The sequence below is a fragment of the Mycobacterium sp. genome (assembly GCF_035697385.1).
Classification (GTDB): domain Bacteria; phylum Actinomycetota; class Actinomycetes; order Mycobacteriales; family Mycobacteriaceae; genus Mycobacterium.
In genome coordinates this window covers 40,163-65,993 of the sequence record NZ_DASSCY010000231.1, presented here as the reverse complement: position 1 = coordinate 65,993, position 25,831 = coordinate 40,163, and the positions used below count along the sequence as shown (strand labels likewise).

Annotated in this window: 27 protein-coding genes; 9 read left to right on the top strand and 18 right to left on the bottom strand. The window is 67.2% G+C overall.

Annotated features, from left to right (window positions below; genetic code table 11):
- The 3 genes from VFH65_RS19730 to cobN all read right to left on the bottom strand — a co-directional run.
- Positions 1–183: PPOX class F420-dependent oxidoreductase (locus VFH65_RS19730; RefSeq protein WP_353323730.1), on the bottom strand; the 183-nt coding region annotated here is incomplete at its 3' end.
- 2 nt (positions 184–185) lie between these two features.
- The gene (locus VFH65_RS19725) at positions 186–566 is read right to left on the bottom strand and encodes a PPOX class F420-dependent oxidoreductase (RefSeq protein ID WP_353323729.1); all 381 of its coding nucleotides are present in this window, start codon (positions 564–566) and stop codon (positions 186–188) included.
- A 69-nt stretch (positions 567–635) separates the two neighbouring features.
- Positions 636–4,220: a cobaltochelatase subunit CobN gene (cobN, locus tag VFH65_RS19720; RefSeq protein ID WP_353323728.1), complete on the bottom strand. Its 3,585-nt coding sequence runs from the start codon at positions 4,218–4,220 to the stop codon at positions 636–638.
- A 51-nt stretch (positions 4,221–4,271) separates the two neighbouring features.
- Here cobN and VFH65_RS19715 point away from each other — a divergent pair, with 51 nt between their 5' ends.
- The 3 genes from VFH65_RS19715 (at position 4,272) to VFH65_RS19705 (ending at position 6,727) form a co-directional block, all read left to right on the top strand.
- Positions 4,272–5,093: a DUF6597 domain-containing transcriptional factor gene (locus tag VFH65_RS19715; RefSeq protein ID WP_353323726.1), complete on the top strand. Its 822-nt coding sequence runs from the start codon at positions 4,272–4,274 to the stop codon at positions 5,091–5,093.
- Positions 5,094–5,103: 10 nt separating this feature from the next.
- Positions 5,104–5,505: a VOC family protein gene (locus tag VFH65_RS19710; RefSeq protein ID WP_353323724.1), complete on the top strand. Its 402-nt coding sequence runs from the start codon at positions 5,104–5,106 to the stop codon at positions 5,503–5,505.
- 301 nt (positions 5,506–5,806) lie between these two features.
- Positions 5,807–6,727 (top strand): TauD/TfdA dioxygenase family protein, encoded by a 921-nt coding sequence (locus VFH65_RS19705; protein WP_353323722.1) that lies wholly within the window; start codon positions 5,807–5,809, stop codon positions 6,725–6,727.
- On the opposite strand, the gene VFH65_RS19700 is transcribed toward VFH65_RS19705, so the two are convergent.
- Positions 6,728–7,009 carry a hypothetical protein gene (locus tag VFH65_RS19700; RefSeq protein WP_353323720.1) on the bottom strand — a complete coding sequence of 94 codons (282 nt, stop codon included), beginning with the start codon at positions 7,007–7,009 and terminating at the stop codon, positions 6,728–6,730.
- Between the two features lie 37 nt (positions 7,010–7,046).
- Positions 7,047–7,343: a hypothetical protein gene (locus tag VFH65_RS19695; RefSeq protein ID WP_353323719.1), complete on the bottom strand. Its 297-nt coding sequence runs from the start codon at positions 7,341–7,343 to the stop codon at positions 7,047–7,049.
- Positions 7,344–7,647: 304 nt separating this feature from the next.
- On the opposite strand from VFH65_RS19695, the gene cobG reads away from it, so the two are divergent.
- The 4 genes from cobG to VFH65_RS19675 are packed head-to-tail and all read left to right on the top strand — an operon-like array spanning position 7,648 to position 11,939.
- Positions 7,648–8,763 (top strand): precorrin-3B synthase, encoded by a 1,116-nt coding sequence (gene cobG, locus VFH65_RS19690; RefSeq protein WP_353323718.1) that lies wholly within the window; start codon positions 7,648–7,650, stop codon positions 8,761–8,763.
- A 9-nt stretch (positions 8,764–8,772) separates the two neighbouring features.
- A complete protein-coding gene (locus VFH65_RS19685; protein ID WP_353323717.1) occupies positions 8,773–9,399 on the top strand; it encodes a precorrin-8X methylmutase in 627 nt (208 codons plus the stop codon).
- Entirely contained in the window at positions 9,396–10,856 is a 1,461-nt protein-coding gene (locus VFH65_RS19680; RefSeq protein WP_353323716.1) for a precorrin-2 C(20)-methyltransferase, read from the top strand. Before VFH65_RS19685 ends, VFH65_RS19680 begins: the two co-directional genes overlap by 4 nt.
- 15 nt (positions 10,857–10,871) lie before the next feature.
- On the top strand, positions 10,872–11,939 hold the full coding sequence (locus VFH65_RS19675) for a phosphotransferase family protein (protein WP_353323715.1): 1,068 nt from the start codon (positions 10,872–10,874) through the stop codon (positions 11,937–11,939).
- On the opposite strand, the gene VFH65_RS19670 is transcribed toward VFH65_RS19675, so the two are convergent.
- The 4 genes from VFH65_RS19670 to VFH65_RS19655 are packed head-to-tail and all read right to left on the bottom strand — an operon-like array spanning position 11,917 to position 15,356.
- Positions 11,917–12,648 carry a cobalt-precorrin-6A reductase gene (locus VFH65_RS19670; protein ID WP_353323714.1) on the bottom strand — a complete coding sequence of 244 codons (732 nt, stop codon included), beginning with the start codon at positions 12,646–12,648 and terminating at the stop codon, positions 11,917–11,919. The two genes, VFH65_RS19675 and VFH65_RS19670, sit on opposite strands and share 23 nt — an antisense overlap.
- The gene (gene cobM, locus VFH65_RS19665) at positions 12,648–13,403 is read right to left on the bottom strand and encodes a precorrin-4 C(11)-methyltransferase (protein ID WP_353323713.1); all 756 of its coding nucleotides are present in this window, start codon (positions 13,401–13,403) and stop codon (positions 12,648–12,650) included. Before cobM ends, VFH65_RS19670 begins: the two co-directional genes overlap by 1 nt.
- Positions 13,400–14,578: a precorrin-6y C5,15-methyltransferase (decarboxylating) subunit CbiE gene (cbiE, locus tag VFH65_RS19660; protein WP_353323712.1), complete on the bottom strand. Its 1,179-nt coding sequence runs from the start codon at positions 14,576–14,578 to the stop codon at positions 13,400–13,402. The genes cobM and cbiE overlap by 4 nt, the downstream gene beginning before the upstream one ends.
- Before the next feature lie 28 nt (positions 14,579–14,606).
- Positions 14,607–15,356: an SDR family NAD(P)-dependent oxidoreductase gene (locus tag VFH65_RS19655; protein ID WP_353323711.1), complete on the bottom strand. Its 750-nt coding sequence runs from the start codon at positions 15,354–15,356 to the stop codon at positions 14,607–14,609.
- Between the two features lie 29 nt (positions 15,357–15,385).
- Between VFH65_RS19655 and VFH65_RS19650 the strand changes: the two genes are divergently transcribed.
- The gene (locus tag VFH65_RS19650) at positions 15,386–15,805 is read left to right on the top strand and encodes a F420-dependent biliverdin reductase (protein WP_414688459.1); all 420 of its coding nucleotides are present in this window, start codon (positions 15,386–15,388) and stop codon (positions 15,803–15,805) included.
- Here VFH65_RS19650 and VFH65_RS19645 read toward each other — a convergent pair.
- From VFH65_RS19645 to VFH65_RS19635, 3 genes are read right to left on the bottom strand one after another with little or no spacing between them, the layout of a single operon-like run.
- Positions 15,802–16,941 carry a M24 family metallopeptidase gene (locus tag VFH65_RS19645; protein WP_353323708.1) on the bottom strand — a complete coding sequence of 380 codons (1,140 nt, stop codon included), beginning with the start codon at positions 16,939–16,941 and terminating at the stop codon, positions 15,802–15,804. The genes VFH65_RS19650 and VFH65_RS19645 overlap by 4 nt on opposite strands.
- 10 nt (positions 16,942–16,951) lie before the next feature.
- Positions 16,952–17,347, bottom strand: a complete 396-nt coding sequence (locus VFH65_RS19640) for a VOC family protein (protein ID WP_353323707.1) — start codon at positions 17,345–17,347, stop codon at positions 16,952–16,954.
- 27 nt (positions 17,348–17,374) lie between these two features.
- A complete protein-coding gene (locus VFH65_RS19635; protein ID WP_353323706.1) occupies positions 17,375–17,842 on the bottom strand; it encodes an SRPBCC family protein in 468 nt (155 codons plus the stop codon).
- A gap of 70 nt (positions 17,843–17,912) precedes the next feature.
- Between VFH65_RS19635 and VFH65_RS19630 the strand changes: the two genes are divergently transcribed.
- Positions 17,913–18,872 carry a 5'-3' exonuclease gene (locus VFH65_RS19630; protein ID WP_353323705.1) on the top strand — a complete coding sequence of 320 codons (960 nt, stop codon included), beginning with the start codon at positions 17,913–17,915 and terminating at the stop codon, positions 18,870–18,872.
- Between the two features lie 3 nt (positions 18,873–18,875).
- Here VFH65_RS19630 and VFH65_RS19625 read toward each other — a convergent pair whose 3' ends face one another.
- From VFH65_RS19625 to VFH65_RS19600, 6 genes are all read right to left on the bottom strand, one after another.
- A complete protein-coding gene (locus VFH65_RS19625) occupies positions 18,876–19,688 on the bottom strand; it encodes a DUF4333 domain-containing protein (protein WP_353323704.1) in 813 nt (270 codons plus the stop codon).
- 35 nt (positions 19,689–19,723) lie between these two features.
- Positions 19,724–22,492, bottom strand: coding sequence for a DEAD/DEAH box helicase (locus tag VFH65_RS19620; protein WP_353323703.1), 2,769 nt, complete (start codon positions 22,490–22,492; stop codon positions 19,724–19,726).
- Positions 22,476–23,426 (bottom strand): twin-arginine translocase subunit TatC, encoded by a 951-nt coding sequence (gene tatC / locus VFH65_RS19615; RefSeq protein WP_353323702.1) that lies wholly within the window; start codon positions 23,424–23,426, stop codon positions 22,476–22,478. Before tatC ends, VFH65_RS19620 begins: the two co-directional genes overlap by 17 nt.
- Before the next feature lie 64 nt (positions 23,427–23,490).
- Complete coding sequence (gene tatA / locus VFH65_RS19610) at positions 23,491–23,742, bottom strand: Sec-independent protein translocase subunit TatA (protein WP_353323734.1); 252 nt, start codon at positions 23,740–23,742, stop codon at positions 23,491–23,493.
- A gap of 30 nt (positions 23,743–23,772) precedes the next feature.
- Positions 23,773–24,756, bottom strand: coding sequence for a helix-turn-helix transcriptional regulator (locus VFH65_RS19605; protein ID WP_353323701.1), 984 nt, complete (start codon positions 24,754–24,756; stop codon positions 23,773–23,775).
- Entirely contained in the window at positions 24,753–25,730 is a 978-nt protein-coding gene (locus VFH65_RS19600) for a helix-turn-helix transcriptional regulator (RefSeq protein ID WP_414688461.1), read from the bottom strand. Before VFH65_RS19600 ends, VFH65_RS19605 begins: the two co-directional genes overlap by 4 nt.
- Positions 25,731–25,831: the final 101 nt, after the last annotated feature.

The window sequence follows — 25,831 nt, the reverse complement described above, 5'->3', positions numbered from 1 at the left end:
CAGTGTGACGCGCGGAGTGTTGCGGATCCGCTTGGCCTTCCACGAGTCTTCTTCGGTCATCACCAGCAGGCGATCACCGTCCGACGCGGCCCAGATGGCGGTGGGCTTCGGCCGGCCGTCCTTGGTGAACGTGGTCAACAGGATGTACTTCGCCTTGGCAATCTCGTCGAATGCGGGAGCCACGCTCACACCGCCTTCAGTTCGATCGTCAGGTTCTTGTTCATGCCGCCGCGCAGTTTCGAGAAGAAGTTGAACGTCTTGCCGAGCACCCCGTACCGCTTGCCGATCGCGTCGTACGTCGCGCCGTTCGCCGACTTGTCCAGAATCGCGGCGATGGCCTCGACAGCCTCACCGGTGGGGTTGCCGCGCCGGTCGCACGTGGCGATAGTCACGCGTGGAGTGTTGCGGATCCGCTTGACCTTCCACGACGTCTCTTGCGTGATGACGATCAATCGGTCCCCGTCGGGCGCGGCCCAGATGGCCGTCGGCTTGGGCCGGCCGTCCTTGGTGAACGTGGTCAACAGGATGTACTCGGACTTGGCGATGTCGGCGAAGGTAGCTGGCACGAAATCCAATCTATCTTCCCCGGTCATCCCCTAGCGGTGCTGTGGGCCCATCGTTCCTGCCCGCCGGACCTAGCCTTCGAGGTCACCTTCCGTCTCCAGCAGAACTTGGCGCAGCCCGTCCAGCGTGGCCTGTTCCGGTTGCGCCCACATGCCACGGCCTGCCGCCTCCAGCAGGCGCTCGGCCATCCCGTGTAACGCCCATGGGTTCGACTCGGCCATGAACTTGCGGTTCTCGTCGTCGAGCACGTACTCGGCCGACAGCCGCTCGTACATCCAGTCGGCCATCACGCCTGCCGTGGCGTCGTAGCCGAACAGGTAGTCGACGGTCGCCGCCATCTCGAACGCGCCCTTGTAGCCGTGCCGCCGCATCGCGGTCATCCAGCGCGGGTTGACAACGCGAGCCCGAAAAACGCGAGTGGTTTCCTCGGACAATGTTCGGGTCCGCACGGCGTCGGGCCGGGTGTTGTCGCCGATGTAGGCCGCAGGCGCCTCCCCGGTGAGCGCCCGCACCGTGGCGATCATTCCGCCGTGATACTGGAAGTAATCATCCGAGTCGGCGATGTCGTGTTCGCGGGTGTCGGTGTTCTTCGCCGCCACCGCAATCCGGCGGTACTGCCGGCTCATATCGTCGGCCGCAGGTGCACCGTCGAGCCCGCGGCCGTAGGCGAAGCCGCCCCACGCGGTGTACACCTGCGCCAGGTCGGCATTATCGCGCCAGTTGCGGCTGTCGATCAGCTGCAACAAACCCGCCCCATAAGTGCCCGGCTTGGAGCCGAAAATTCTTGTGGTCGAACGGCGTTGATCACCATGCTCAGCGACGTCAGCCTGCGAATGGGCGCGGATGTAGTTGTCCTCCGCGGGCTCGTCGAGGCCCGCGACGAGCGCAACAGCATCGTCGAGCATCGTCACCACGTGCGGGAAGGCATCGCGGAAGAAGCCCGAGATGCGCACGGTGACGTCGATACGCGGCCTGCCGAGCTCGGCAAGCGGAATGGCCTCCAGGCTCACCACGCGTCGCGACGCGTCATCCCAGATGGGGCGAACGCCCAGAAGCGCAAGGACTTCGGCGATGTCATCACCGGAGGTGCGCATCGCCGAGGTGCCCCACACCGACAACCCGACCGAGGCCGGCCAGCGGCCATAGTCCTCGCGATACCGGGCCAGCAGCGAATCCGCCATCGCCACACCGGTTTCCCATGCGAGCCGGGATGGCACTGCTTTTGGGTCGACGGAATAGAAGTTGCGTCCGGTGGGCAGCACGTTGACCAGGCCGCGCAACGGCGATCCCGACGGGCCTGCCTCGATGAACCTGCCGTCCAGCGCCCGCAGGATCTGATCGATTTCAGCGGATGTGCCCGCCAGTCGCGGCACCACCTCGGTGGCCGCGAACCGCAGAATCCGTTCGACGTCTGGGTTGTCGGTCAGCGTGCCGACGGCATTGGCGTCCCATCCGGTCTTCTGCAGCGCGGCTACGAGTTCGCGGGCTCCTGCCTCGGCGGCGTCGACGGCGGCGCGGTCATCGCTGCCGTCCTCGGCCAGGCCTAGCGCCTGGCGCAGACCAGGGACGGTTTGGTCGCCGCCGAACAGCTGGCGCGCGCGCAGGATTGCCAGCACCAAGTCGAGTTCGACGCTGCCCGTTGGCTTTTGGCCAAGGATATGCAGTCCGTCGCGGATCTGCGCGTCCTTGATCTCACACAGCCAGCCGTCGACATGCAGCAGCATGTCGTCGAACGAGTCGTCCTCGGGCCGTTCCTCCAGACCCAGGTCGTGGTCCATCTTCGCCGCGCGCATCAGTGTCCAGATCTGCTGGCGCACGGCAGGCAACTTGCCAGGATCGAGCGCGGCAATCGACGCGTGCTCGTCGAGCAGTTGCTCGAGACGCGCGATATCGCCGTAGGTTTCGGCGCGCGCCATCGGCGGGATGAGGTGGTCGACCAGCGTGGCATGCGCGCGGCGCTTGGCCTGCGTGCCCTCCCCCGGATCGTTGACCAGAAACGGATAGATCAGGGGCAGATTGCCAAGGGCCGCGTCGGAGCCGCACGCGGCGGACATCCCAAGGGTCTTGCCCGGCAACCACTCCAGGTTTCCGTGCTTGCCCAGGTGCACGACCGCGTCCGCGCCGAACTTGGCGTCTATCCAGTGGTATGCGGCGAGATAGTGATGACTGGGCGGCAGATCCGGGTCGTGATAGATGGCGACGGGGTTCTCACCGAAACCCCTTGGCGGCTGGACGATCAGCACGATGTTGCCGTCCTGCAAAGCGGCGATCACGATCTCGCCGTCGGGATCTCGGCTGCGGTCGACGAACAGCTCACCGGGGGGCGGGCCCCAATGCTCGACGATGGCTCCGGTCAACTCGTCAGGCAGGGTCGCAAACCACGTGCGATAGTCCTTGGCCGACACCCGGATTGGATTTCCTGCGAGCTGCCCATCGGTGAGCCAGTCACGGTCCTGCCCGCCGCGCTCGATCAGCGCGTGCACCAACGCGTCGCCGTCCTCGGCATCAACGCCAGGAATGTCACCGATCGCGTATCCGGCGTTGCGCATGGCTCGCAGCAGCGCGACCGCGCTGGCCGGAGTGTCCAGACCGACGGCGTTGCCGATGCGGGCATGTTTTGTCGGGTACGCCGAGAACACCAGGGCGACCCGCTTGTCGGCGGAGGAGATCGCACGTAGTCGGGCGTGCCGCACCGCCAGACCCGCCACGCGCGCGCAGCGCTCCGGATCGGCGACATAGGAGATCAAGCCCTCGTCGTCAATCTCCTTGAACGAGAACGGAACCGTGATGATCCGGCCGTCGAACTCCGGCACCGCGACCTGGGTGGCGACATCCAACGGGGACATGCCGTCGTTGTTGTCTTGCCACTGCGCGCGTGAACTCGTCAGACACAAACCCTGCAGGATAGGGATGTCCAGGGCAGCCAAATGCGCGACGTTCCAGGTGTCGTCGCTGCCACCGGCGCTGACGGTGGCCGGCGTGGCTCCGCCTGCGGCCAGCACTGTCGTGATCATCGCGTCGGCGCTCGCCAGCATGTCCAGCAGCTCGGCGTCGGCGGTGCGCAGCGAGGCGCAGTACACCGGCAGCGCCCGCCCCCCGGCATGCTCGATGGCGCGGCACAGCGCCTCGACGTACGCGGTGTTTCCAGCCAGGTGCTGGGCGCGGTAGTACAGCACCGCAATCGTCGGGCCGTCATCATTGGCCGACGGCCGCTCGAGGACACCCCAACTCGGGGTGGCCGCAGGGGGCGCGAATCCGAAGCCGGTCATCAGCACCGTGTCGCAGAGGAACGCGTGCAGGTTGGCCAGATTCTCGGTGCCGCCGTGCGCCAGATAGATGTGGGACTGCAGCGCCACGCCCGCGGGCGTCGTCGAACGGCCCATCAGCTCGGCGTCCGGCGACTGCTCCCCGCTGACCACCACGGTCGGCACACCACTGCCGACGACCGTGTCGATGCCGTCCTGCCAGGCCCGGTACCCCCCAAGGATGCGGACGACGGCGACGTCGGCGCCGGCCAGCAGCTCCTCGAGTTCGCCGTCGACGAGCCGCGACGGGTTCGCCCACCGGTAGGCCGCCCCGCTGGCACGGGCGGTGATCAGGTCGGTATCGGACGTCGACAGGAGTAAAGCAGTCGGATGACGGAAGGGCTGAGCCACCCGTCATTACTACCCCACGCGCGATGCGGGTCTCCGACTAGCGTGAGACGGGTGAGCGCGACGTTCTTGGCGGGCACACCGCATCCGTCGCTGCGCGACGTGGTGCTTCGCTATGAGGGATACGAGGAACGGGCGGCCGGACCGGTCACGTTCCGGGAGCTGCCCTGCACATTCGTGCCGATCATCATCGACCTCGACGCCGGCTGGGCAGTCGCACACCGCCAGCACACCACGCCGTTGCGGCTCGGGTCCTTCGTCGCAGGCGTCACTGACGGGCCGGTGCTGGTGGCGCACGACGGGTCGGCGCGCTGCCTGCAGGTCAACCTGACAGCGCTCGGCGCCCGGCGCCTGGTCGGGCTGCCGATGAGCGAACTGGCCAATCAAGCGGTGCCGATCGACGACGTGCTTGGCCGGTTCGGGCGCGACCTCGTTCAACGGGTGGGTGAGGCACCCGACTGGCCCTCGCGATTCGCGTTGGTGGACAAGGTTTTCCGGGCTCGGCTCGCTGAGGCTGCACCCGCCGACCCGGCTATCGCGTGGTCGCTCGGGCAAATCGTGGCCAGCGGCGGAGCGACGGCGATCAGCGACCTCGCCCACGAGTTGGGCTGGAGCCATCGACGGCTGATCGCGCGTTATCGCGACACGGTGGGATTGCCGCCGAAACTAGTGGCGCGGATTGTGCGGTTCGAGCGACTGTCCGCGCACGTGAGCGCCGCCCCGGCCATCGACTGGGCCGCCGCCGCAACCGCGTGCAGGTACTTCGACCAGGCCCACCTCGCCCGCGAGGTGCGCGAACTGGCCGGCATCACGCCCACCGAGCTACGAGCGAGCACCGTAAATTTCGTCCAAGACGACGCCGCACAGCTCGCCTAGCGTTGGGCCTATGACCGAATCACTGACCATTAACGGAGCGGTGCCGATCGTGCCCTTTTCCAATCCGCGCGAAGCGATCGGCTGGCTCGAGCGGACCTTCGGGGCCGTCGCGACCCTGGTCGTCCCTCCCGAACCCGACCAGCCTTTGAAGCATGCCGAAGTCAAGGTCGGTACCGGCCTGGTGATGGTCGACGACGCGGACCGCACCGACAGTCCGTTCGCACTGCCGGGGCCGGTGGTGGTGTACGTCGTGGTCGACGACCCCGATGCCCTTTACGACCGTGCGGCCGCGGCGGGGGCCGAGATCATCATGGGCCTGACCGACCAGGACTACGGCTCGCGGGAGTTCGCCGCGCGAGATCCGCACGGCAACGTGTGGAGCTTCGGTACCTACCGGCCGAGCCTGGGCTGACGGCTCAGTCGGAGCGGCTCCAGCGGCCATACCAGGTCTGCCGGTAAGGCAGGCCCAGCGCCGCGATGAGAAGTAGTACGACCACGCCGAATGCGATGAGTGTGAACATCGTCGTTCCTTCCTGACATCCGGTTGTTGCACACAAGTGCAGTAGTGCGAACGTACGGCTGAACGGCCCCGAAAAGATGAACTTGTGTGGGACGGATCACGGAGTACCGCACTGTGGCGGGCGTCACATTCGCTTTGAATCGCCGCTATTTAAACGGTGTCCGGAATCAGTTCAATACCTGATCATTCGCGAGTGGCTGAAAACATTGACGTAGTGAAACTCGGCGCTCACATCGGCGCCCGAATTGACGGTGTGGACCTGGCATCGGGGGTAGATGGCGAGACCGTCTCGGCAATAAACAGTGCGCTGCTGGAACACAAGGTCATTTTCTTTCGCAACCAGCATGATCTGGATGACGACGGCCAGCTCGCATTCGCAGGCAAGCTCGGCACACCGACGACCGCCCATCCGACACTGTCTCGCGGTGCTTCCGTGCTGCCGATTGACTCGCGCTACGACAAGGCCAACAGCTGGCACACCGACGTCACGTTCGTCGACCGCGTCCCGAAAGCGTCTCTGCTGCGGGCGGTTACGTTGCCCAGCTACGGCGGCACCACCACGTGGGCGTCGACCGAGGCGGCCTACGAGCAGTTGCCCGCTCCCCTGCGCGCGCTCACCGAGAACCTGTGGGCGGTGCACACGAACACCTACGACTACGCCGCACGCTTTGACGGTCGGCATGAGGATCTGACCGACACCGTGCGTGAGTATCGCGAGGAATTCGTCAGGGACTACTACGAAACCGAACATCCGGTGGTGCGGGTGCATCCCGAAACCGGCAAGCGAGTGCTGCTGCTTGGACATTTCGTCAAGCAGTTCGTCGGCCTCAGCTCGGCGGAGTCGGCGACGTTGTTCAGCCTGCTGCAGTCCCGAGTCACCAAACTGGAGAACACCATTCGCTGGAATTGGCAGCCAGGCGACCTGGCCATCTGGGACAACCGGGCCACCCAGCACTACGCCGTCGCCGATTACGACGACCAGTACCGCCGGCTGAACCGGGTGACACTGGCCGGGGACATCCCCGTCGACATCTACGGCGAGCACAGCCGTGTTGTTGTTGGCGACGCATCGCAGTACTCAGACGTGGCCAGCCCCGTTCCACTGGCGAGCTGATTACAACCGGTCCATCTCCCGCGACATCAGCGCGTTCTCCAGCCACACGTACCGCTTGGGCTCCTGCCGTGGTGCAGGCGGTGCCGCCGCATTCATGAGCCAGCCGAGCACTCCTCGCCGAGCCTTAGGCCGCGGTAGCGCCACGGCCGCCGCCGTGCTGAACAGCACCTGCTGCTCGGTGATCAGCGTCGGCGCTTCGGCCGGCTTCGCCGCGACCGGGACTGCCGCTGGGGCGACTTCCGTGTCAGGCTTCTGCTCAAATGTTGTTGATAATTCAGTCATTTCGATAGCTCCCCCGTGTGCCTTCTTTGGGTGCCCGCTACAGGCGGTGCATTTCTCGCGACATGCGCGAGCTTTCGAGATAGTCATTGCGCGGTGGGTAGTGACGCCGCTCGCGCGGTTGGTCGGTTGACGAGACGAACATCGCCCGCACTGCGCCGATGACGTCCGTCCACCGTCGGCCGGCCTTCGCGGGCTGCAGCGGCACGGCCGCGGCGGTCGCGAACATGACCTCTTGTTCGGTGATCAAGACCGACGTGGGGACAGCCGGTGAATCGACCGACGGTTCGTCGGCGATTTCCTGCGGTGCGCCAAATGGTGCGAGTAATTCAGACATTTCTGTTTCTCCCCTTGCGTTTTCAACTTTGCCGCCGGAGGACCCGGCCATTCGATGAGGGAAACTTTCGTCCGATAATTACCAATGCTCACGAGTGGTGAACTACCTATTTTCGCCGGCGAACTCACTCGAACCTGAGGGTGAAGCAAATTGTCGGGACGTTGCGGGGCGGGTAGCCGGCGGCATCATCGGGCGCTGAGCTGCGAATGTGCCGCGATCAGGTAGCGCAATCGCCGGCCGCGGGAAGGGTGCCCCGTATCGAGCCAAATGAGTGCGTCCAGCAACGTGGTCGTACCGTGGTCAGGTGGCCAGAATGCGCGACCAGGACGCCTGCCCAGGTGCATTGCAGGTGCACCGGGCGGCCGATGGCGCACTGGTGCGGGTGCGCCTGCCGGGCGGGATGATCAGCCCGCATCAGCTTGAGGCGCTGGCGCACGCGGCGAATGACTGGGGTTCGCCTGCGATGGAACTCACCTCGCGCGGCAACATCCAGATCCGCGCGGTCACCGACACGGCGAAGATCGCCGACGTGATCGCCGGCGTCGGCCTTCTCCCGTCGCAGACCCATGAGCGGGTCCGCAACATCGTCGCGTCACCGCTGTCGGGGCGATCCGGGGGAACTGCTGATACCCGCGCCATGGTCACCGAACTGGATGACGCGATCCGGGCCGAACCCGGACTTGCGGGCTTACCCGGTCGATTCTTGTTCGGCATCGACGACGGCCGCGCGGACATCTCGGGATTGGGCGCCGACGTCGGCGCGCACATCGTCGGCGAGTCGACCGCGTTGCTGCTGGCCGGCCGTGACACCGGCGTTCGACTCGCAATGTCCGATACGGTGCCCGCGCTCTTGAGGATCGCCGTTCGATTTGCCGACAGCCACGGAAAGGCCTGGCGCATAGCCGAACTGGAGGACCCACGGCGTCTGCTTGACGGCTTCGAGCCCACAGCTGAGGCTGGTGCGACGTGGCAGCCGGTCACCTGGCCCCCGGTCGGCTGGATACCGCAGGATGACGGCCACGTTGCGCTGGGCGCTGCCGTCCCGCTGGGTGTGCTGCAGGCCCGCGTGGCGGAGTACCTCGCCGCGATCAATGCGCCGATCGTGATCACGCCGTGGCGCTCGGTGCTCGTCTTCGACCTCGACGAAGGCGTCGCCGACACCGCCCTGCGGGTGCTGGCGCCGATGGGTCTGGTGTTCGACGAGACCTCCCCATGGCTTTCGGTCACCGCCTGCACGGGCAGGCCTGGCTGCGAGCACTCCGCCGCCGATGTGCGTGCCGACGCCGCGGCGGCGGTCGACGAGCCGTCGAGCGGGCATCGTCACTTCGTCGGCTGTGAACGGGCCTGCGGCAGTCCGCCTGTGGGTGACGTGCTGGTGGCAACCGGAGACGGATATAGGCCGCGCACGTCTCGAAGCTAGTGTGAGCGGGTGCTCGACTACATCCGCGACGCCGCCGAGATCTATCGGCAGTCGTTCGCGACTATCCGCGCCGAAGCGGACCTGTCGCGCTTCCCCGACGATGTCGCGCGCGTGGTTGTGCGGCTGATCCACACCTGCGGGCAGGTCGACGTCGCCGAGCATGTGGCCTATAGCGAGGACGTCGTCGCGAAAACCCATGCCGCGCTGGCTGCCGGCGCCCCGGTGTTGTGCGATTCGTCGATGGTGGCCGCTGGCATCACCAAGTCGCGCCTCCCTGCGGGTAACGAGGTGGTGTCGTTGGTCGCCGACAAAAGAGCGGCCGACCTCGCGTCCCGCCTCGGGAGCACCCGGTCAGCGGCCGCGGTGGACCTGTGGGCCGACCGGCTCGGCGGCGCGGTGCTGGCGATCGGCAACGCACCGACGGCATTGTTCCGGCTACTCGAGCTCATCGACGACGGCGCCCCCACCCCCGCGGCGGTGCTGGGCGGGCCGGTCGGTTTTGTCGGTTCGGCGCAGTCCAAACAAGAGCTGATCGACCGGCCACGCGGCATGTCGTATCTGGTTGTTCAGGGCCGCCGCGGGGGCAGCGCGATGGCCGCCGCCGCCGTCAACGCCATCGCTAGTGAGACCGAGTGAGCACCAGGGGCACGCTGTGGGGCGTCGGGCTGGGACCCGGCGACCCGGAACTGGTGACCGTGAAGGCGGCCAGGTTGATTGCCGAGGCCGACGTCGTTACCTACCACAGCGCCCGCCACGGCAGGAGCATCGCGCGCGGCATCGCCGAGCCCTACCTGCGCGAAGGTCAGATCGAAGAGCACCTGGTCTACCCCGTCACGACCGAGACCACCGACCACCCCGGTGGGTACGCGGGCGCGATCGAGGACTTCTACCGCGAGTCGGCGGAGCGCATCGCCGCCCACCTGGATGCCGGCCGCAACGTCGCTCTGCTCGCCGAGGGTGATCCGCTGTTCTACAGCTCGTACATGCACATGCACACGCGGTTGACGCAACGCTTCGATGCGGTGATCGTTCCGGGGGTTACGTCGGTGAGCGCGGCTTCCGCGGCGACCGGGACTCCCCTGGTGCAGGGCGACGAGGTGTTGACGATCCTGCCAGGCACGCTGCCGGTCGACGAGTTGAAGCGCAGGCTCGCCGACACCGACGCCGCGGTGGTGCTCAAACTTGGACGGTCCTATCCCGCTGTGCGCGAAGCACTTTCGTCAACCGGGCGGCTCGATGATGCGTTCTATGTGGAGCGGGCCAGCACGGCCAACCAGCGGGTACTGCCCGCGGGTGAGGTCGACGACGCCTCGGTGCCGTACTTCTCGCTGGCGATGCTGCCAGGGGGCGCCCGCCGACCACCGGGCACCGGCAGCGTCGCCGTGGTGGGACTCGGCCCTGGTGACACCGACTGGGTGACGCCGCAGAGCCGCCGCGAACTTGCGGCGGCCACCGACCTCATCGGCTATGGCCCCTACCTGGACCGCGTCGGATCCAAGGACGGCCAACGCCGTCATCCCAGCGACAACACCGACGAGCCTGCGCGTGCCCGGCTGGCCTGCACGCTTGCCGAGCAGGGCCGCGCCGTTGCGGTGGTGTCCTCCGGCGACCCGGGTGTGTTCGCGATGGCGACCGCGGTGCTGGAGGAGGCCAAGCAATGGCCGGGCGTGCAGGTGCGCGTCATTCCGGCGATGACGGCGGCACAGGCCGTCGCCAGCCGGGTCGGCGCACCGCTTGGCCACGACTACGCCGTCATCTCGCTGTCAGACAGGCTCAAACCGTGGGACGTCATCGCCGAGCGGCTCACCGCCGCCGCCAAAGCCGATCTTGTGCTGGCGATCTACAACCCGGCGTCGAAGAGCCGCACATGGCAGGTCGGTGCGATGCGCGATCTTCTGCTGGAGCATCGCGACCCCGGCACCCCCGTGGTGATCGGCCGTGATGTGTCCGGCCCGCGCGAAGAGGTGAAGGTGGTCCGGCTGGCGGATCTGGAGCCGGCCGAGGTTGACATGCGCTGCCTGCTCATCATCGGGTCGTCGCAGACGCAGTGGTATGACGACCGGGTCTTCACGCCTCGTCGCTACCCGTCGTGAGTTAGTCTGCGCGGCGTGACCGACATTCCACGGAAGCCCTCAGATGTAACGCCGGCTTGGCTGTCCGCCGTTTTGGCGGCAGACGTCCGTGACGTCGGTGTCACGCCTATCGGCACCGGGCAGACCGGCGCCACGTATCGGGTGTCGGCGACGTATGCCACGGACTCCGGCCTGCCGGGCTCTTTCGCGATCAAGCTGCCCGCACAGGACGACGCCGTCCGCGAGCGGGTCGCCCTCGGGTACCGGTCGGAGGTCGAGTTCTACACCGACGTCGCGGATCACGTAGAGATCCCTGTGCCGCGCTGCTTCCATAGCGACATCACCGACGACGGCGGCGATTTCGCTCTCCTGCTCGCCGACATGGCACCCGCGGTCCAGGGTGACCAGATCGCAGGATGCACCGGGGACGAAGCCCGCCTGGCGGTCGAGGCGCTGGCAGGATTGCACGGCCCCAGCTGGTGCGACCCGGCCTGGCTGGAATTGTCTGCCATCTCCATGCCCAAACCGGGCGACGAAGCCGCGGCAAAGGGTCTCGGGGACGTCTCCCGGATGGCCGCCGACATCGTCATCGAGCGGCTCGGCGCAGGAATCACCGACGAAGACCAGGAAACACTCACCACGTCAATGGGTTTGGTGACGCCATGGCTATTGGCCGAACCGCACCGGTTCGCACTGATGCACGGTGACTATCGGCTCGACAATATGTTGTTCGATCCCGATCGGACTCGCGTCACCGTAGTCGACTGGCAGACCATGGGCGTTGGGCTGCCCGCACGAGATCTCGCCTATTTCACCGCTACGAGTCTTGACCCCGAGGTGCGATCGCAGATTGAGAAGGACCTGGTCGCCGACTACCATCGGGCGCTCTCGGGCTATGCCGTAACGGATTACGATTTCGACACCTGCTGGCGCGACTACCGGCTCGGTGTGGTGCAGGCACCGCTGATCACGGCGCTTGGACTAGCTTTCGCTTCCTCCACCGAGCGCGGCGACGAGATGATCCTGATCATGCTCAGCCGCGGCTGCCGAGCCGTGCGCGAGCTTGGCACGCTGGACCTGATCAGCAGCTACCAGTCGATCTGACCCAGGCCGCGGCGTCGTCGACGGTGCTTACTGTCGTCACTCCCGCTGGTAGCGGAGGGCGGTCGACCATCACCACCGCAACCTGTAGTGCCGCAGCGGCATCCAGCTTCGGCCGGGTCATCGCGCCACCGCTGTTCTTGGTCACCAGCGCATCGATGCGGTGTTCGCGCAGAAGCGCCAACTCGTCGTCGTAGCGGTACGGACCCCGCGACATAATCACCTGATGGCGCCGCGGCAGCACCTGTTCCTCCGGCGCTGTGACGGCGCGGATCAGAAACCAGGCGTCGACGTCCGCGAAGGCCGCGATGCCGGACCGACCCGTGGTCAGAAACACCCGCGAATATCCCTGCGCCGCCACGGTCTTCGCCGCCTCGGCATCAGAACCCACCACGATCGCATCACCTGTCGGCCATGCCGGGCGGGCCACCACCAGGTGCGGCACAGCGAGTTCGGCGCATACCGCGGCGGCGTTGCCCGTGATGGTCGCGGCGTACGGGTGCGTGGCATCCACGACCGCGTCCACTCGTGCATCCATGAGCCAGCGGCGTAGTCCCTGCACACCGCCGAACCCGCCGATCCGTACCTCGCCGACAGGCAGCGCAGGATCGGGCACCCGCCCGGCCAGCGAGCTGATCACGTCGACGTCCGGGTGCAGTTGCGCGGCGAGTGCCCGGGCCTCAGACGTACCCCCGAGCAGCAGCACCCGCATCAGTGACGTCCGCCGCGGCTGCGTCCCGCAGAGTAGAGGTAGCTGTCGGAAAAGCCTTCAGCGGCAAGCACATCGCCGACGAAGATGACGGCGGTACGGCTCACCCCGGCAGCGTGCACCTGCTCTGCGAGGTCGGCCAGCGCACATCGCACCACGATCTCCTGCGGCCAGCTGGCGAATGCCACCACAGCGCAAGGCGTTTCGGGCGTATACCCACCGGCAAGCAACTCAGGGACTATCGCATCGATCTGGGCGGCGGCCAGGTGCAGCACCAGTGTCGAACCCGGCGCGGACAACGTGGCAAGGTCCTCGCCCTCCGGCATCGCGGTGGACAGCGTCGCCACCCGCGTCAGCGTCACCGTCTGTGCCACGCCGGGGACGGTGAGCTCACGACCCAGCACGGCGGCTGCGGCGGCGAAAGCCGGTACGCCGGGTACGATTTCGTAGTCGACGTCCAGAGCATCGAGCCGCCGGCATTGCTCGGCCAAGGCGCTGTAGATCGACGGGTCACCGGAGTGCAGCCGGGCCACGTCGAGGTCTGCCGCGTGCGCGTCGGCGAGTTCGGCGATGATCTGGTCTAGCGTCAGCGGTCCGGTGTCGATGACACGGGCGTCCGGCGGGCACAGTGCCAGCAGGTCGTCGGGCATGATCGAGCCGGCATACAGGCAGACCGGGCAGCGGCTCAACAACCGCTGGCCTCGCACGGTGATCAGGTCGGCGGCCCCCGGCCCGGCCCCGATGAAGTAGACGGTCATGGCTTGGTCACCGACCATTGCGTGACGGGCAGCGCGGGCCGCCAACCGGTGAAGCCGCCGACGGGCTCACCGCGGTAGTGCTGGAACCGCCGTAGTTCGCCACCGATACGGGAATACCATTGGGCGAGAATACCTTCGGATTCCACCGTGACGGCGTTGACCACCAACCGGCCGCCGCCGGGAAGGCTCTCGAAGCAGGTATCCAGCAGGCCCTGCTGGGTCAGTCCACCACCGACGAAGATCGCCGACGGCGCAGGCGCGCCTGCGAGAGCGGCAGGTGCCTCGCCGCGCACGTCGACCCCAACGCCGAACGCCACCGCGTTGGCGGTTATCCGCTTTCGGCGCTGCTCGTCGCGTTCGAATGCCACGGCCGCACAGCCTGAACCGCTGCGGCACCACTCGATCGCGATGCTGCCCGATCCCGCACCGACGTCCCACAACAGTTCGCCGGGCCGTGGTGCGAGCGCAGCCAAGGTGACCGCCCTCATCGATTGTTTGGTGATCTGGCCGTCGTGGGCGAACGAGTCGTCGGGCAGGACCTGCAGCACGCGCTCGTCCGGCAGGTAGCGCACCGCGACCACGTTGAGGTCGTCGACGTCGCTTGGCGGCCGGACTGCCCATTCGCGGGCGGTGGCCGAACGGCGCCGCTCCCCCGGCCCGCCGAGCTGCTCGAGCACCGTTATCTCGGAGTCGCCGCGTCCGGTTTCGGTCAGCAGCCGCGCCAGGGTGGCCGGGCTCGCGCCGTCGCGCGACATCACCACGGCGTGCCCACCGCGCCGCACCGCGGTGTGCGGCGGCGCGGTGACCAGGCTGATCACCTCGGTGTCCTGCACCGCCCAACCGACCCGGGAACATGCGAGCGTCACCGACGACACATGCGGCAGCACTGCGACACGATTGGCCCCATACAGCCGGATGAGCGTGTTGCCGATCCCATGCAGCAGCGGGTCACCGCTGGCCACGACGTGCACGTCAGCGTCGGCGCCGTCGAGCAGGGTCCGCAGGGCGGGCAGCATCGGAGACGGCCATTCGCGACGCGGCGCGCGCACCGTCTCGTCGAGCAGATCGAGTTGTCGGCGCGACCCGTAAACCACGGTGGCCCTGGCCAATTCGGCCCGCGACGGTTGCGCCAGACCGGCCATGCCGTCGGCGCCGATTCCCACGACGACGATCATGGCTGTCCGTTCTTCGCGCAAGCGCTCATCACCGCGGCAACCTACGCCAGACGAATTGCGGCAGCAACCGCATCACGACCGCAAGCGCGCCAACCTGCCACGGAAACCAGACACTGCTCCGCCGTCCGTTCAATGCCCGCACGGTCGCGTCGGCGACCTGCGGCGCTGACCGAGAGAACGGCGCCGGAGCCATCCCTTCGGTCATCCGCCCGATCACGAATCCCGGCCGCATGACGAGCAGTCGCACCCCCGACCCGTGCAGGGCGTCGGCAAGTCCGCTGCAGAATCCGTCGAGCCCCGCCTTGGCGGATCCGTACACATAGTTGGCGCGACGGACCCGAGCACCGGCGATCGACGAGAACGTCACGATGGTTCCACGCCCGGCGACCCGCATCGTCTCCGCAAGCACGGTCAGCAAGCTGACCTGCGCGACGAAGTCGGTGTGGACGATCGCGACCGCGTGGGCCGGTTCCTTCTCCGCAAGGGCCTGGTCGCCGAGGATTCCGAAGGCCAGCACCGCGGTGCCGATCGGTCCGTGCTCGGCCACGATCGACTCGACCAGCGGGCCGTGCGATTCGAGGTCGTCGGCGTCGAATTCGCGCACGTGAACTGCCCGCGCGCCGGCCGCCCGCACCGCAGCGACCTGCTCATCGAGTTCGTCGGCGCGACGGGCCGCGAGTAACACGGTCGCGCCAGGGCCGAGCCGGGCGGCCAGCTCGACCCCGATTTCGCTGCGCCCGCCGAATATCACCACGAGACCGGCATCCGTGTCCTTCACGGCTGTGATTATTGCCTGCGCTACGTTGGATGCCGATGGCGAAGGCAACTACCCGGCTCACCAACGACGCGTTGGCGTTTCTCACCGAACGGCACCTGGCGATGTTGACGACGCTGCGCTCGGACAATTCGCCGCACGTGGTCGCGGTGGGTTTCACCTTCGACCCGAAGACCCACATCGCGCGCGTCATCACCACGGGCGGATCGCAGAAGGCCGTGAACGCCGATGACCAGGGCGTCGCCGTGCTCAGCCAGGTCGACGGCGCTCGGTGGCTATCGTTGGAGGGCAAGGCCACCGTCAACACCGACGCCGAGGCGGTGCGCGACGCTGAACTGCGCTATGCCCAGCGCTATCGCACGCCGCGGGTCAATCCTCGCCGCGTGGTGATCGAGGTGCGGGTGGAGCGGGTGCTCGGCTCCTCGGACCTGCTGGACCGCGCCGAGGACTAGCCCGAAGGGGCCGGGCCTGCTGGCACCACGACCAGTTCGTGCGGGCGGTTGTTGACCGGGAGCGCACCGTCAGCGGTGACGATGACGATGTCCTCGATGCGCGCACCCCACTGGCCGGGGAAATAGATGCCCGGCTCAACGGAGAACGCCATGCCCTCCTGCAGCGGCAGATCGTTTCCGGCGACGATGTAGGGCTCCTCATGGACTGAAAGCCCGATGCCGTGACCCGTGCGGTGCACGAACGCCTCCGCGAGTCCTTCGGCCGCCAGCACGTCGCGCGCCACCGCGTCCACCTGCTCGGCAGTGACCCCTGGCCGCACCGCTTCTACGGCGGCTTGCTGAGCGCGCTGCAGCACCGCGTACCGGCGCGCGACGTCGGGGCTCGGCTCGCCGATGCTGTAGGTGCGGGTGGAGTCGGAGTTGTAGCCGGGTTCATACGGCCCGCCGATGTCCACGACGACGACATCGCCGGCTCGCAGTTCGCGGTCCGAACACTCGTGATGCGGGTCGGCGCCGTGCGGCCCTGACCCGACGATGATGAACGCCACTTCCGAATGCCCTTCGGCGACAATGGCTTCGGCGATATCGGCCGCGACGTCCGCCTCGGTGCGGCCTGGCACCAGGAATTCCGGCACCCGAGCATGCACGCGGTCGATCGCCGCGCCTGCCTTGCGGAGCGCGTCGATTTCGGCGGCGTCCTTGATCATCCGCATCCGGCGCAGCACGTCGGTGGCCAGCACCGGCACCACACCCAGCACGTCGGCCAGCGGCAACAGGTGCAGCGCGGGCATCGAATCGGTGACAGCCGTGGCGGCCGGACTGCCAAGCACGTCGGCCACCAGTCGGTACGGATCTTCGCCGTCGACCCAATCACGTACTGCCAGGCCTAGTTCGGTGACGGCGGATTCCTTCAGCGATGCCAACTCAAGGCGCGGCACCACAACCGTCGGCCGCCCGGACGCCGGCAGCACCAGCGCGGTCAGCCGCTCGAAGGTCTGCGTGCGCGACCCGACGAGATAGCGCATGTCGTAGCCGGGTGTGATGACCAGGCCTGCCAGGCCGGCGTCGGCCGCGGCGCTCGAGGCCAACGAAAGTCGCTGCGCGTACACATCAGTGCTGAATCGACCGGCCGTCATGGGAATCAGGCTAATCGGGGGTCGAATAGCTGGCGACCTCGATCAGATTGCCGTCGGGATCGCGGCAATAATGCGAGATCATCGGGCCAAGCGCGCCGGTCTTCGGAACGGGTCCTGCGGTGATCTTCACTCCGCAGGCCCGCAGGTGTGCGCCCACCTCGCCGGGGCTGGCGCTGGCGATGAAGCACAGGTCAAGTGAGCCGGGCGCGTCGACCGCCCCGGTCTCCCAGTTGGGCGCGCCGGTGGGCCGCACGTTGAGCTTCTGGTTTCCGAACACCAGCGCCACGCGGCCCTCGCCGAAGACCTCACGTCGCATGCCGAGCACTCGCACGTACCACTCTGTTGTGGCGTCGACGTCGCGACAGTTGAGCACCACGTGGTCGATGCGATCGACAACAAGAGCCACGCGCTGAGGCTACCGCTGCAACGAGCCCTAGCGCCGCTGCAGCAAACGCACGCGCCGGCGCAACGCGGTCGCCGGCCGCGACGCGTGTCGATCTTCGATGCTGCGGACGCCGGCCCGGAAGAACTCGCGCACCGTGTCGCTGACCGTCTTTTCGTCACCGGAGGTGACCGTGAACTGTGCGGTCCAGACGACGGTGCACTTGGACGACCCGTCCTCGCGAATGCGGAGCTCGCCGCGAAACCCGGTGACCGGCATGTCGTCAGAGGTCACCTCATACCGGTACAGGCGCTGCTCGGGATCTACCTCGAGGAGGCGCTCAACCCATGTCACGCCGTTGCGGGTCCGCACCGAGCGAGTGGCGCGCGGCTGCTCGCCCTCGCCCTGGGTCGACTCGACCATCGGGTGCCAGCGTGCGAGGCCCTGGAACGAGCCGAGTTCGCTCCACATCGAATCGGCGCTGCGATGCACGGTGGCGAACGCTTGAACCTGCGGCATGCGGGTGGAATACCCGCGGGCTCGATCGACAACCCGTGATCGCCGCGAGGGCCCTGGCAGGATGGCGGGCATGGCCGCTCCCCTGATGCTTCTCGACGGTGCCAGCATGTGGTTTCGCTCGTACTTCGGGGTGCCTTCGTCGATCACCGCGCCCGACGGACGGCCGGTCAATGCGCTGCGCGGGTTTCTGGACGCGGTGGCCACGCTGATCGCCCGGGAACGGCCGGCACGCCTGGTGGTGTGCCGCGACGACGACTGGCGGCCGCAGTGGCGGGTGGACCTCATCCCGTCCTACAAGGCTCACCGGGTCGCGGTGCCAGAACCCGCGGGTCAGCCCGACATCGAAGAGGTGCCCGACGAGCTCACCCCTCAGGTCGACATGATCATGGAGATGCTCGACGCGTTCGGCATTCCCACTGCCGGGGCGCCCGGTTACGAGGCCGACGACGTGCTCGGCACGCTTGCCTTCAAGGAGCGCCGCGACCCTGTCGTGGTGGTCAGCGGCGACCGCGATCTGCTGCAACTGGTGTCCGACGACCCGGTCAAGGTCCGGGTGTTGTACCTGGGCCGCGGGCTGGCCAAGGCCACGCTGTACGGCCCGGCGGAAGTGGCCGACATCTACCGCGTACCCATCGACCGCGCCGGACCGGCCTACGCCGAGCTGGCGTTGATGCGCGGCGACCCCTCAGACGGGCTGCCCGGCGTCCCCGGCGTCGGGGAGAAGACAGCGGCGACGCTGCTGGCGCAGCACGGCTCGCTGGACCGGATATTGGCCGCCGCCAACGATCCCCAATCAAAGATGTCCAAGGCGTATCGGACCAAACTGCTGTCGGCCGCCGATTACATCGAGGCGGCCCGGCCGGTCGTTGCGGTCGCGACCGATGCGCCAGTCACGCTGTCCACGCCGTCGGACACGCTGCCGTTGGTGGCCGAGCATCCGCGCAAGGTGGTCAAACTGGCCGAAACCTACGGTGTGACGTCCTCGATCGGACGGCTGCAAAAGGCGCTCGACGCGCTGCCTGCGAGCTAGCGCCTACTTGGGCCTGCCGACCTCGTAGGTGCCGTCGTCGTCCTGGAACGTCACCGTCACCTGGCGCTTGGTGCCGTCGATGCTGACCTCGCAGTCGAAGGTCTCACCCTTCTTCACCGTCGGGCTCTGGCCGTCGTTGCACTTGACGTCCTTGACGTTCTTGGCGCCGTAGCCGTTGGCCTCATCGGTCAGGATCTGCTGCACCCCGGTCTGCGCGGCGTCAATGTCCAGCTTGGTGGTGACAAACCAACGGGGACCCACGAAGAAGCCGATTGCCACGACCACCGCCACGATGATCGCCGCCAGCAGACCGAGGATGCCGCCGATAACCGCAAGCGAGCGCTTGGAGCCCTCTTCGGTCCCCGGCGCGCTGTACTGCGGGTACTGCCCGTATTGGCCCGGCTGCTGTCCGTACTGCCCTGGCTGCTGTCCGTACTGGGCAGGCGGCTGCTGCCCATACTGCTGGCCGTACTGACCAGGCTGCCCATACTGCCCGGGCGGCGGGTAGGCCGAGGGGTTGTACTCGGTGGGCTGCTGCTGGCCGTATTGCTCGGTCGGCGGATACTGCTGCGGCGGCTGATAGGCCGGCTGCTGAGAACCTGGGGCAGGCTGCTGATATTGCGGGTACTGCTGCTGTTGCGGGTCGTAGGCCGGAGGCTGCCACGCGGGCGCCGCGGTGGTGGGCTGGTCGCCCCCGGAGGTCGGCGGTTGCCACGGCTGGTTGGCCGACGGGTCACTCGACGGCTGGTCCTGCCCGGACTCCGGCTGCTGACCGGGCCACGGCTGCGTCGGATCAGATCCCTGAGGTCCGCTCATCTCTCTCCTTGATCGAGGTCTGCTGGAGACACACACTACCCCGCATCAACAGCGACGACGCCGCGTCGAATGTCGTTGATCGCGCGTTTCGCGGCGGCTCGTAATTCGGGCGTCGGCGCGGCATTGCGTACCTGGTCGAGCAGGTCGAGCACCTGGCGGCACCACCGCACGAAATCGCCTGCTGACAAGGGCGACCCGGTGCCTGCGGCGTCGGATGCCGCCAGCGCGCTGGTCAGGTCGCCCGTGGTGGCCCAGCGGTAGATCGCAGGAACGAAGCCGTCGTCGGGCTCGCGACTTTGGGTGATGCGGTGTCGCTGCTCGTCGGCCCGCAGCTCCGTCCACAGCCTGCGGGTTTGGTTCAGTGCCCGCCGCAGCTTGCCCGTCGGTACGTCGACACCGTCTGGCGCGCCCGGCGTGTCGCCCCTGGACTCGTAGAGCACCGACGACACCACCGCCGCAAGTTCCGCGGGCGCCAGGCCTTCCCACATCCCGCCGCGAAGGCATTCGGCGACCAACAGGTCGCTCTCGCTGTAGATCCGGGCCAGCAGCCGGCCGTCGTCGGTCACCTTCGGGTCGCCATCGCCGGCGCCGTCGATGAACCCACGTTCGGTGAGCAGCACGACGATTCGATCGAAGGTGCGGGCCAACGAGTTGGTCGCCGCGGCGACCTTCTGCCGGATCTGCTCGTTGTCACGTTCGATCCGCAGGTACCGCTCGGCGAGTCGAGCCATTGCTTCGCGGTCGGGCAGACTGTGAGCGCGGTGACGCCGCAATTGCTCACGCAGCGAGGCCAATTCGGGATCGATGTCGGGCTCCTTCGGCGGGCCACTGCGCTTGCCCTTGCCCGAAGGCATGTCCAGACCAGACGTCGCCGATCGCAGCGCCGACGCGAGATCCCGCCGAATTCTCGGATTGCGGTGTTCGACTCGCTTGGGCAGTTGCATCGACCCGACCGGGGCCGCCCCTCCCGTGTAGTCAGCCGACGAAATCCGGCCCGCCCAACGGTTTTCGGTCAGCACCAACGGTCGCGGATCCTCGTCGTCGCGAGCCGGCTCCAAGACGACGGCCAGCCCTCCGCGGCGGCCATGCGTGATCATGATGATGTCGCCGCGGCGCAGGGAGCCCAGCGCGTCGTTGGTGGCCTTGCGCCGTTGCACGCGTGAAGCGCGTGACTGTGCCCGCTCGCGTTCGGAGATCTGCACACGCAGCCGTACGTAGTCGAGAATCGGCGCATCACGGCCACCGAGTTCAGTCGCTATCTCGCCCTGCATCCGCTCGCCGCGCTCGATGCCGCGCACCAGCCCCACCACCGACCGGTCCGCCTGGTACTGCGCGAACGAGCTTTCCAGCAGTTTGTGCGCCTGGGTCGGCCCCATCTGGTGCACGAGGTTGATCGTCATGTTGTACGACGGCCCGAACGAACTGCGCAGCGGGAAGGTGCGGGTCGAAGCCAGCCCCGCGACCTCGGCGGGCTCGACATCCGGATGCCACAACACCACCGCGTGACCCTCGACGTCGATGCCGCGCCGGCCGGCTCGCCCTGTCAGCTGGGTGTACTCCCCCGGCGTTAACGGCATGTGTTGCTCGCCGTTGTATTTGACCAACCGCTCCAGCACCACCGTGCGAGCCGGCATGTTTATACCCAAAGCCAGTGTCTCCGTGGCGAATACCGCCTTGACAAGGCCTGCGGTGAACAGCTCTTCGACGGTGTGACGGAAAGTCGGGAGCATTCCGGCGTGGTGTGCTGCCAGCCCGCGCAGCAGACCTTCCCGCCATTCGTGATAGTCCAGCACGATCAAGTCGGCTTCGTTCAGGTCTGCGGTGCGCCGATCGATCACCTCGGCGATGCGAACTCGTTCCTCGTCGGTGGTCAGCCGCAGCGAGGAGCGCAGGCATTGCTTGACGGCGGCGTCGCAACCGGCGCGGGAGAACACGAACGTGATCGCCGGCAACAGCGCCTCGTGATCCAGCGCGGAGATCACATCGGGACGACTCGGCGGCCGATAGATGGTCGGGCGTCCCCGGTGCCCCTGCCTGCCGCGGCCACGAGGCTGCCAGTCAGCCAGCCGATCGGCCTCGCGCCGATTCGCGATGTGGCGCAACAGATCCGGATCGACCAATAGCTCGCGCCCTGACTTCGCCGCTTCCGACGCGCGGTAGTCGAACAGGTCGAACATCCGCTTGCCGACCATGACGTGCTGCCAGAGCGGGATGGGGCGGTGTTCGTCGACCACCACCGTGGTGTCCCCACGGACGGTCTGGATCCAGCCGCCGAACTCCTCGGCGTTACTCACCGTCGCCGACAGGCTCACCAGCCGCACCTCGTCGGGCAGATGCAGGATCACTTCTTCCCACACCGCACCGCGCATCCGGTCGGCAAGGAAATGCACCTCATCCATCACGACGTAGGAAAGTCCGTGCAAGGTAGACGAATTCGCGTAGAGCATGTTGCGCAACACCTCGGTGGTCATCACCACGATGTCGGCATCGCCGTTGATGGACTGGTCGCCCGTCAGCAGACCGATTTTCTCCTGGCCGTAGCGGCGCACCAGGTCGTTGTGCTTCTGATTACTCAGCGCCTTGATGGGTGTGGTGTAGAAGCACTTTCCGCCCGCAGCCAATGCCAGATGCACCGCGAACTCGCCGACCACGGTTTTGCCTGCACCGGTCGGTGCGCAGACCAGCACGCCATGCCCGTTCTCCAGCGCCTGGCAGGCGCGCCGCTGAAAATCGTCCAACTGAAACGGCAGCTGCGCGGTGAAGCCGGCGAGTTCCCCGCTAAGTGGGCTAAGTGGCGTCGTCATCGACTACCACCCGGGCCGGTGTGGGCACGGTGGTCGGCGGTTCGATTGGCTCGACGCCCCCGATCGCGGCCGCCTGTTCGTCGGGCACGTCTTCAAGCGCGGCTCGGCGGGCCTTGCGCCTGTCGTGAACACGGGCGATCTGGATGGCGAACTCCAGCAGGACTGTCAGTGCGAGCGCGAGCGCGAGCATCGAGAAGGGATCGGAGCCCGGCGTCGCGAACGCGGCGAACACGAACAACCCGAAGATCAGACCTCGCCGCCAGGCCTTGAGCCGCTCGTAGGTCAGCATTCCGATGAGGTTGAGCATGATGATCAGCAGCGGGAACTCGAAGCTGATGCCGAACACCAGCAGCAGGTTGATCAGGAATCCGAAGTACTGATCACCGGACAACGCGGTGACCTGAACGTCGCTGCCGACCGTCAGCAGGAAGCTCAGCGCCTTCGCGAGCACCACGTAGGCCAGCACCGCGCCTGCCATGAACAGCACCGCGCCGATGCTGACGAAGACCATCGCGAACCGGCGTTCCTTGCGGTACAGACCGGGTGTGATGAACGCCCACAGCTGATACAGCCAGACCGGACAGGCCAGCACGATGCCAGCGGTCAGGCCGACCTTGAGGCGCAGCATGAACTGGTCGAACGGTGAAGTGGCAAGCAACCGACAGGCCCCGTCAGAGGTGATGTCGGCACGCGCGGAGGCCGGCAGCGCGCAGTACGGGCCGCGCAGCCATTCGCCGAGGCTGTGCATGCCGAACACGCCGTTGCTGTACCAGAAGAAACCGAAGGCGGTCGTGATCACGATCGCGGCAACGGCGATCAGCAGTCGCGTCCGCAACTCGTGAAGGTGCTCGACGAGCGACATGGTGCCGTCGGGATTGACCTGCGCGCGACGGCGACGCGGATCGAGTTTTTTGAGTACTCCGGGGGTGCGCACGGGCTTGCCTATAGACACCGCCTATCGACGCGGCGTGATGCCGCGGTCCACGGGTCGACGTGGATCAGGCTGGGTGTTTATCCGATGGCTGCTCGGTAGTCGGGGCCGGGGTGTCTGCGCGTTCCGAGGCGATCGGCGTGGCCGGCGGCGCGGTGGCCTCCGGCTTGGAGTCGGCCTGCATCTCCTTGATCTCGGACTTGAAGATCCGCATCGATTTGCCCAGCGAGCGGGCCGCGTCCGGCAGCTTCTTGGCGCCGAAGAGCAGCACGAACACGGCAATGACGATTACCCAGTGCCAGGGTTGTAGACCGCCCAATTTGGTCACCTCCGTGAGTCTTCGCCGAGTCTACCTGCCAGACGGGTCGGCACCGACTTCGTAAGCGCGAAGCGCCGCCGCGGCCGATTCTCGCACCCGCTGAGCCAGTGCTTCCGGGGCGAGCACACGCACCGCCGAGCCGAATCCCAGCACGAACCGCGACATCCATTCGTCGGATGCGAACGTCATCTCCGCCTCGCACGCGCCGTCGGGTAGCTCGCGGATCACGCGCAACGGGTAGTAGTCGAACATCCAGGACGCGGAGCGGTCGATGAGCAGCTTCGCCGACGGCAACGACGGGTCGGCATCGAACAGCGACGTGTCTGGACCGGCCTCGACCGCGGGCCGCGGCGGCGCCGCCGGCTCGTCAAGGACCTGCGCGTCGACGATCCGGTCGAACCGGAAGAGCCGCACACTCTCGGCCGACCGGCACCAGGCCTCCAGGTAGCTGTGGTCGGCGACCAGCAGCACACGAATGGGGTCGACGACCCTGCTGGACAGCACGTCATGGGATGCCGAGTAGTACTCGATCGCCAGGGCGCGGCCATTGCGCACGGCGGCCCGCACCGCCGCTGCGGCCGCGCTCTCCACCGGGGCGGGCTCGTCGACCGCCGCCACAGAGCCTTCAACGCCATGGTTGGCCGTGCCCGCTGCCGATTCGATCTTCGCGATTGCGCTTCGTGCGGCCTCTGGGTCGACCATGCCAGGCACGTCGAGCAGTGTCCGCAGCGCCACCAGCACGCCCGTCGCCTCGGGCGACGTCAGCCGCAGCGGGTGATCGATGCCCGCGGAGAATGTGACTTCGATTGTGTCGCCGGAGAATTCGAAGTCGATCAGGTCGCCTGGCCCGTAGCCTGGTAGCCCGCACATCCACAGCTGGTTGAGGTCGTCGCGGAGTTGTTTGACGCTGACGCCCAGATCGGACGCGGCCTCGGCATAGGTGATCTTGGGGTTGGCCTGAAAGTACGGAACCATGTTGAGCAGCCGCACCAGCCGGGTCGACACGGTTGTCATGCTTTCACCTCGTCCGCAAGGCCGGCTTGCGCACGCAGCCGACTCAGGACGTCGTCACGCAGCGACTCGGGCTCCAATGCGACGGCGTCCGCTCCGTAGCTGGCGATTTCGCGGGCCAGCCGGTCGGTCATCCCCATATCGACGGTGATCTGGTGGCCTGCGCGGCCGCCGAGGACTCGTGGGCCGGCCACTGTCGCCTGCCTGCGCAGCGCGGTGGCGCGGCCCTCGGCGACCCACACGCGGGCATGTGTCCCGGTCGGAGGCTCGCTGACCACACGCGCCACGATCTCCCGCAAGTTCACGTCGTCGGGTTTTGAGACCGCGCCTGGCGGACCGATGGCGGTCACCTCCGGCCCGATCCGCGACAACCGGAAGGTGCGTGTCGCGTCGCGGTCCCGGTCGTGGCCGACCAGATACCACCGGCCGCGGTCGGTGACGACGCCCCACGGCTCCACGGTGCGAATGGTGTACGGCTCGCTGCGGGCAGGACGGTGCGGGAACTGCACGGCCTGCCCAGAATCGATGGCGGACAACAGGATTCCCAGGACGTCCTCCGAGCCGCGCAGGCCGGGCAGCACCGCCGTCGAGGTGATCGCGATTCCGGAGTCCGGTGCGTCGACGTCGACTCCTGCCGCTCGCAGCTTGAGCAGCGCGCCTTGGGTTGCGGTGATCAGTTCCGGCGACTCCCACAGCTGCGTGGCCACCGCGACCGCGGCAGCCTCGTCGGCGGTCAGTTCCACCGCAGGCAATGCGTACGCCTCGCGATTGATGCGGTAGCCCTCGGTGGGGTCGAATTGGGAGACTCTGCCGGTTTCCAGTGGGATGCCAAGGTCGCGCAGTTCGTTCTTGTCGCGCTCGAACATCCGGGAGAACGCCTCATCGCTGGGGCTGTCGGCATACCCGGAGACGGTTTCGCGGATCCGCTCGGCGGTGATGAACGTACGGGTCGACAGCAGTGCAATGACAAGATTCATCAGCCGTTCGACCTTGGAGATTCCCACGCGCCGTAGCTTAGTGTGATTGGACCGTGGCGAGCGCTCAGCCTGGTACGGAAGTTCGCGCCCGAACCGTACAC

Excerpts from the sequence above, each read along its gene's own strand:
- VFH65_RS19710 (WP_353323724.1), top strand. The coding sequence starts at position 5,104 with ATGACCGAATCACTGACCATTAACGGAGCGGTGCCGATCGTGCCCTTT.
- VFH65_RS19700 (WP_353323720.1), bottom strand. The coding sequence starts at position 7,009 with ATGACTGAATTATCAACAACATTTGAGCAGAAGCCTGACACGGAAGTC.
- VFH65_RS19695 (WP_353323719.1), bottom strand. The coding sequence starts at position 7,343 with ATGTCTGAATTACTCGCACCATTTGGCGCACCGCAGGAAATCGCCGAC.
- VFH65_RS19670 (WP_353323714.1), bottom strand. The coding sequence starts at position 12,648 with ATGCGGGTGCTGCTGCTCGGGGGTACGTCTGAGGCCCGGGCACTCGCC.
- cobM (WP_353323713.1), bottom strand. The coding sequence starts at position 13,403 with ATGACCGTCTACTTCATCGGGGCCGGGCCGGGGGCCGCCGACCTGATC.
- cbiE (WP_353323712.1), bottom strand. The coding sequence starts at position 14,578 with ATGATCGTCGTCGTGGGAATCGGCGCCGACGGCATGGCCGGTCTGGCG.
- VFH65_RS19650 (WP_414688459.1), top strand. The coding sequence starts at position 15,386 with ATGCCGATGGCGAAGGCAACTACCCGGCTCACCAACGACGCGTTGGCG.
- VFH65_RS19645 (WP_353323708.1), bottom strand. The coding sequence starts at position 16,941 with ATGACGGCCGGTCGATTCAGCACTGATGTGTACGCGCAGCGACTTTCG.
- VFH65_RS19635 (WP_353323706.1), bottom strand. The coding sequence starts at position 17,842 with ATGCCGCAGGTTCAAGCGTTCGCCACCGTGCATCGCAGCGCCGATTCG.
- VFH65_RS19630 (WP_353323705.1), top strand. The coding sequence starts at position 17,913 with ATGGCCGCTCCCCTGATGCTTCTCGACGGTGCCAGCATGTGGTTTCGC.
- VFH65_RS19625 (WP_353323704.1), bottom strand. The coding sequence starts at position 19,688 with ATGAGCGGACCTCAGGGATCTGATCCGACGCAGCCGTGGCCCGGTCAG.
- VFH65_RS19620 (WP_353323703.1), bottom strand. The coding sequence starts at position 22,492 with ATGACGACGCCACTTAGCCCACTTAGCGGGGAACTCGCCGGCTTCACC.
- VFH65_RS19605 (WP_353323701.1), bottom strand. The coding sequence starts at position 24,756 with ATGACAACCGTGTCGACCCGGCTGGTGCGGCTGCTCAACATGGTTCCG.
- VFH65_RS19600 (WP_414688461.1), bottom strand. The coding sequence starts at position 25,730 with ATGAATCTTGTCATTGCACTGCTGTCGACCCGTACGTTCATCACCGCC.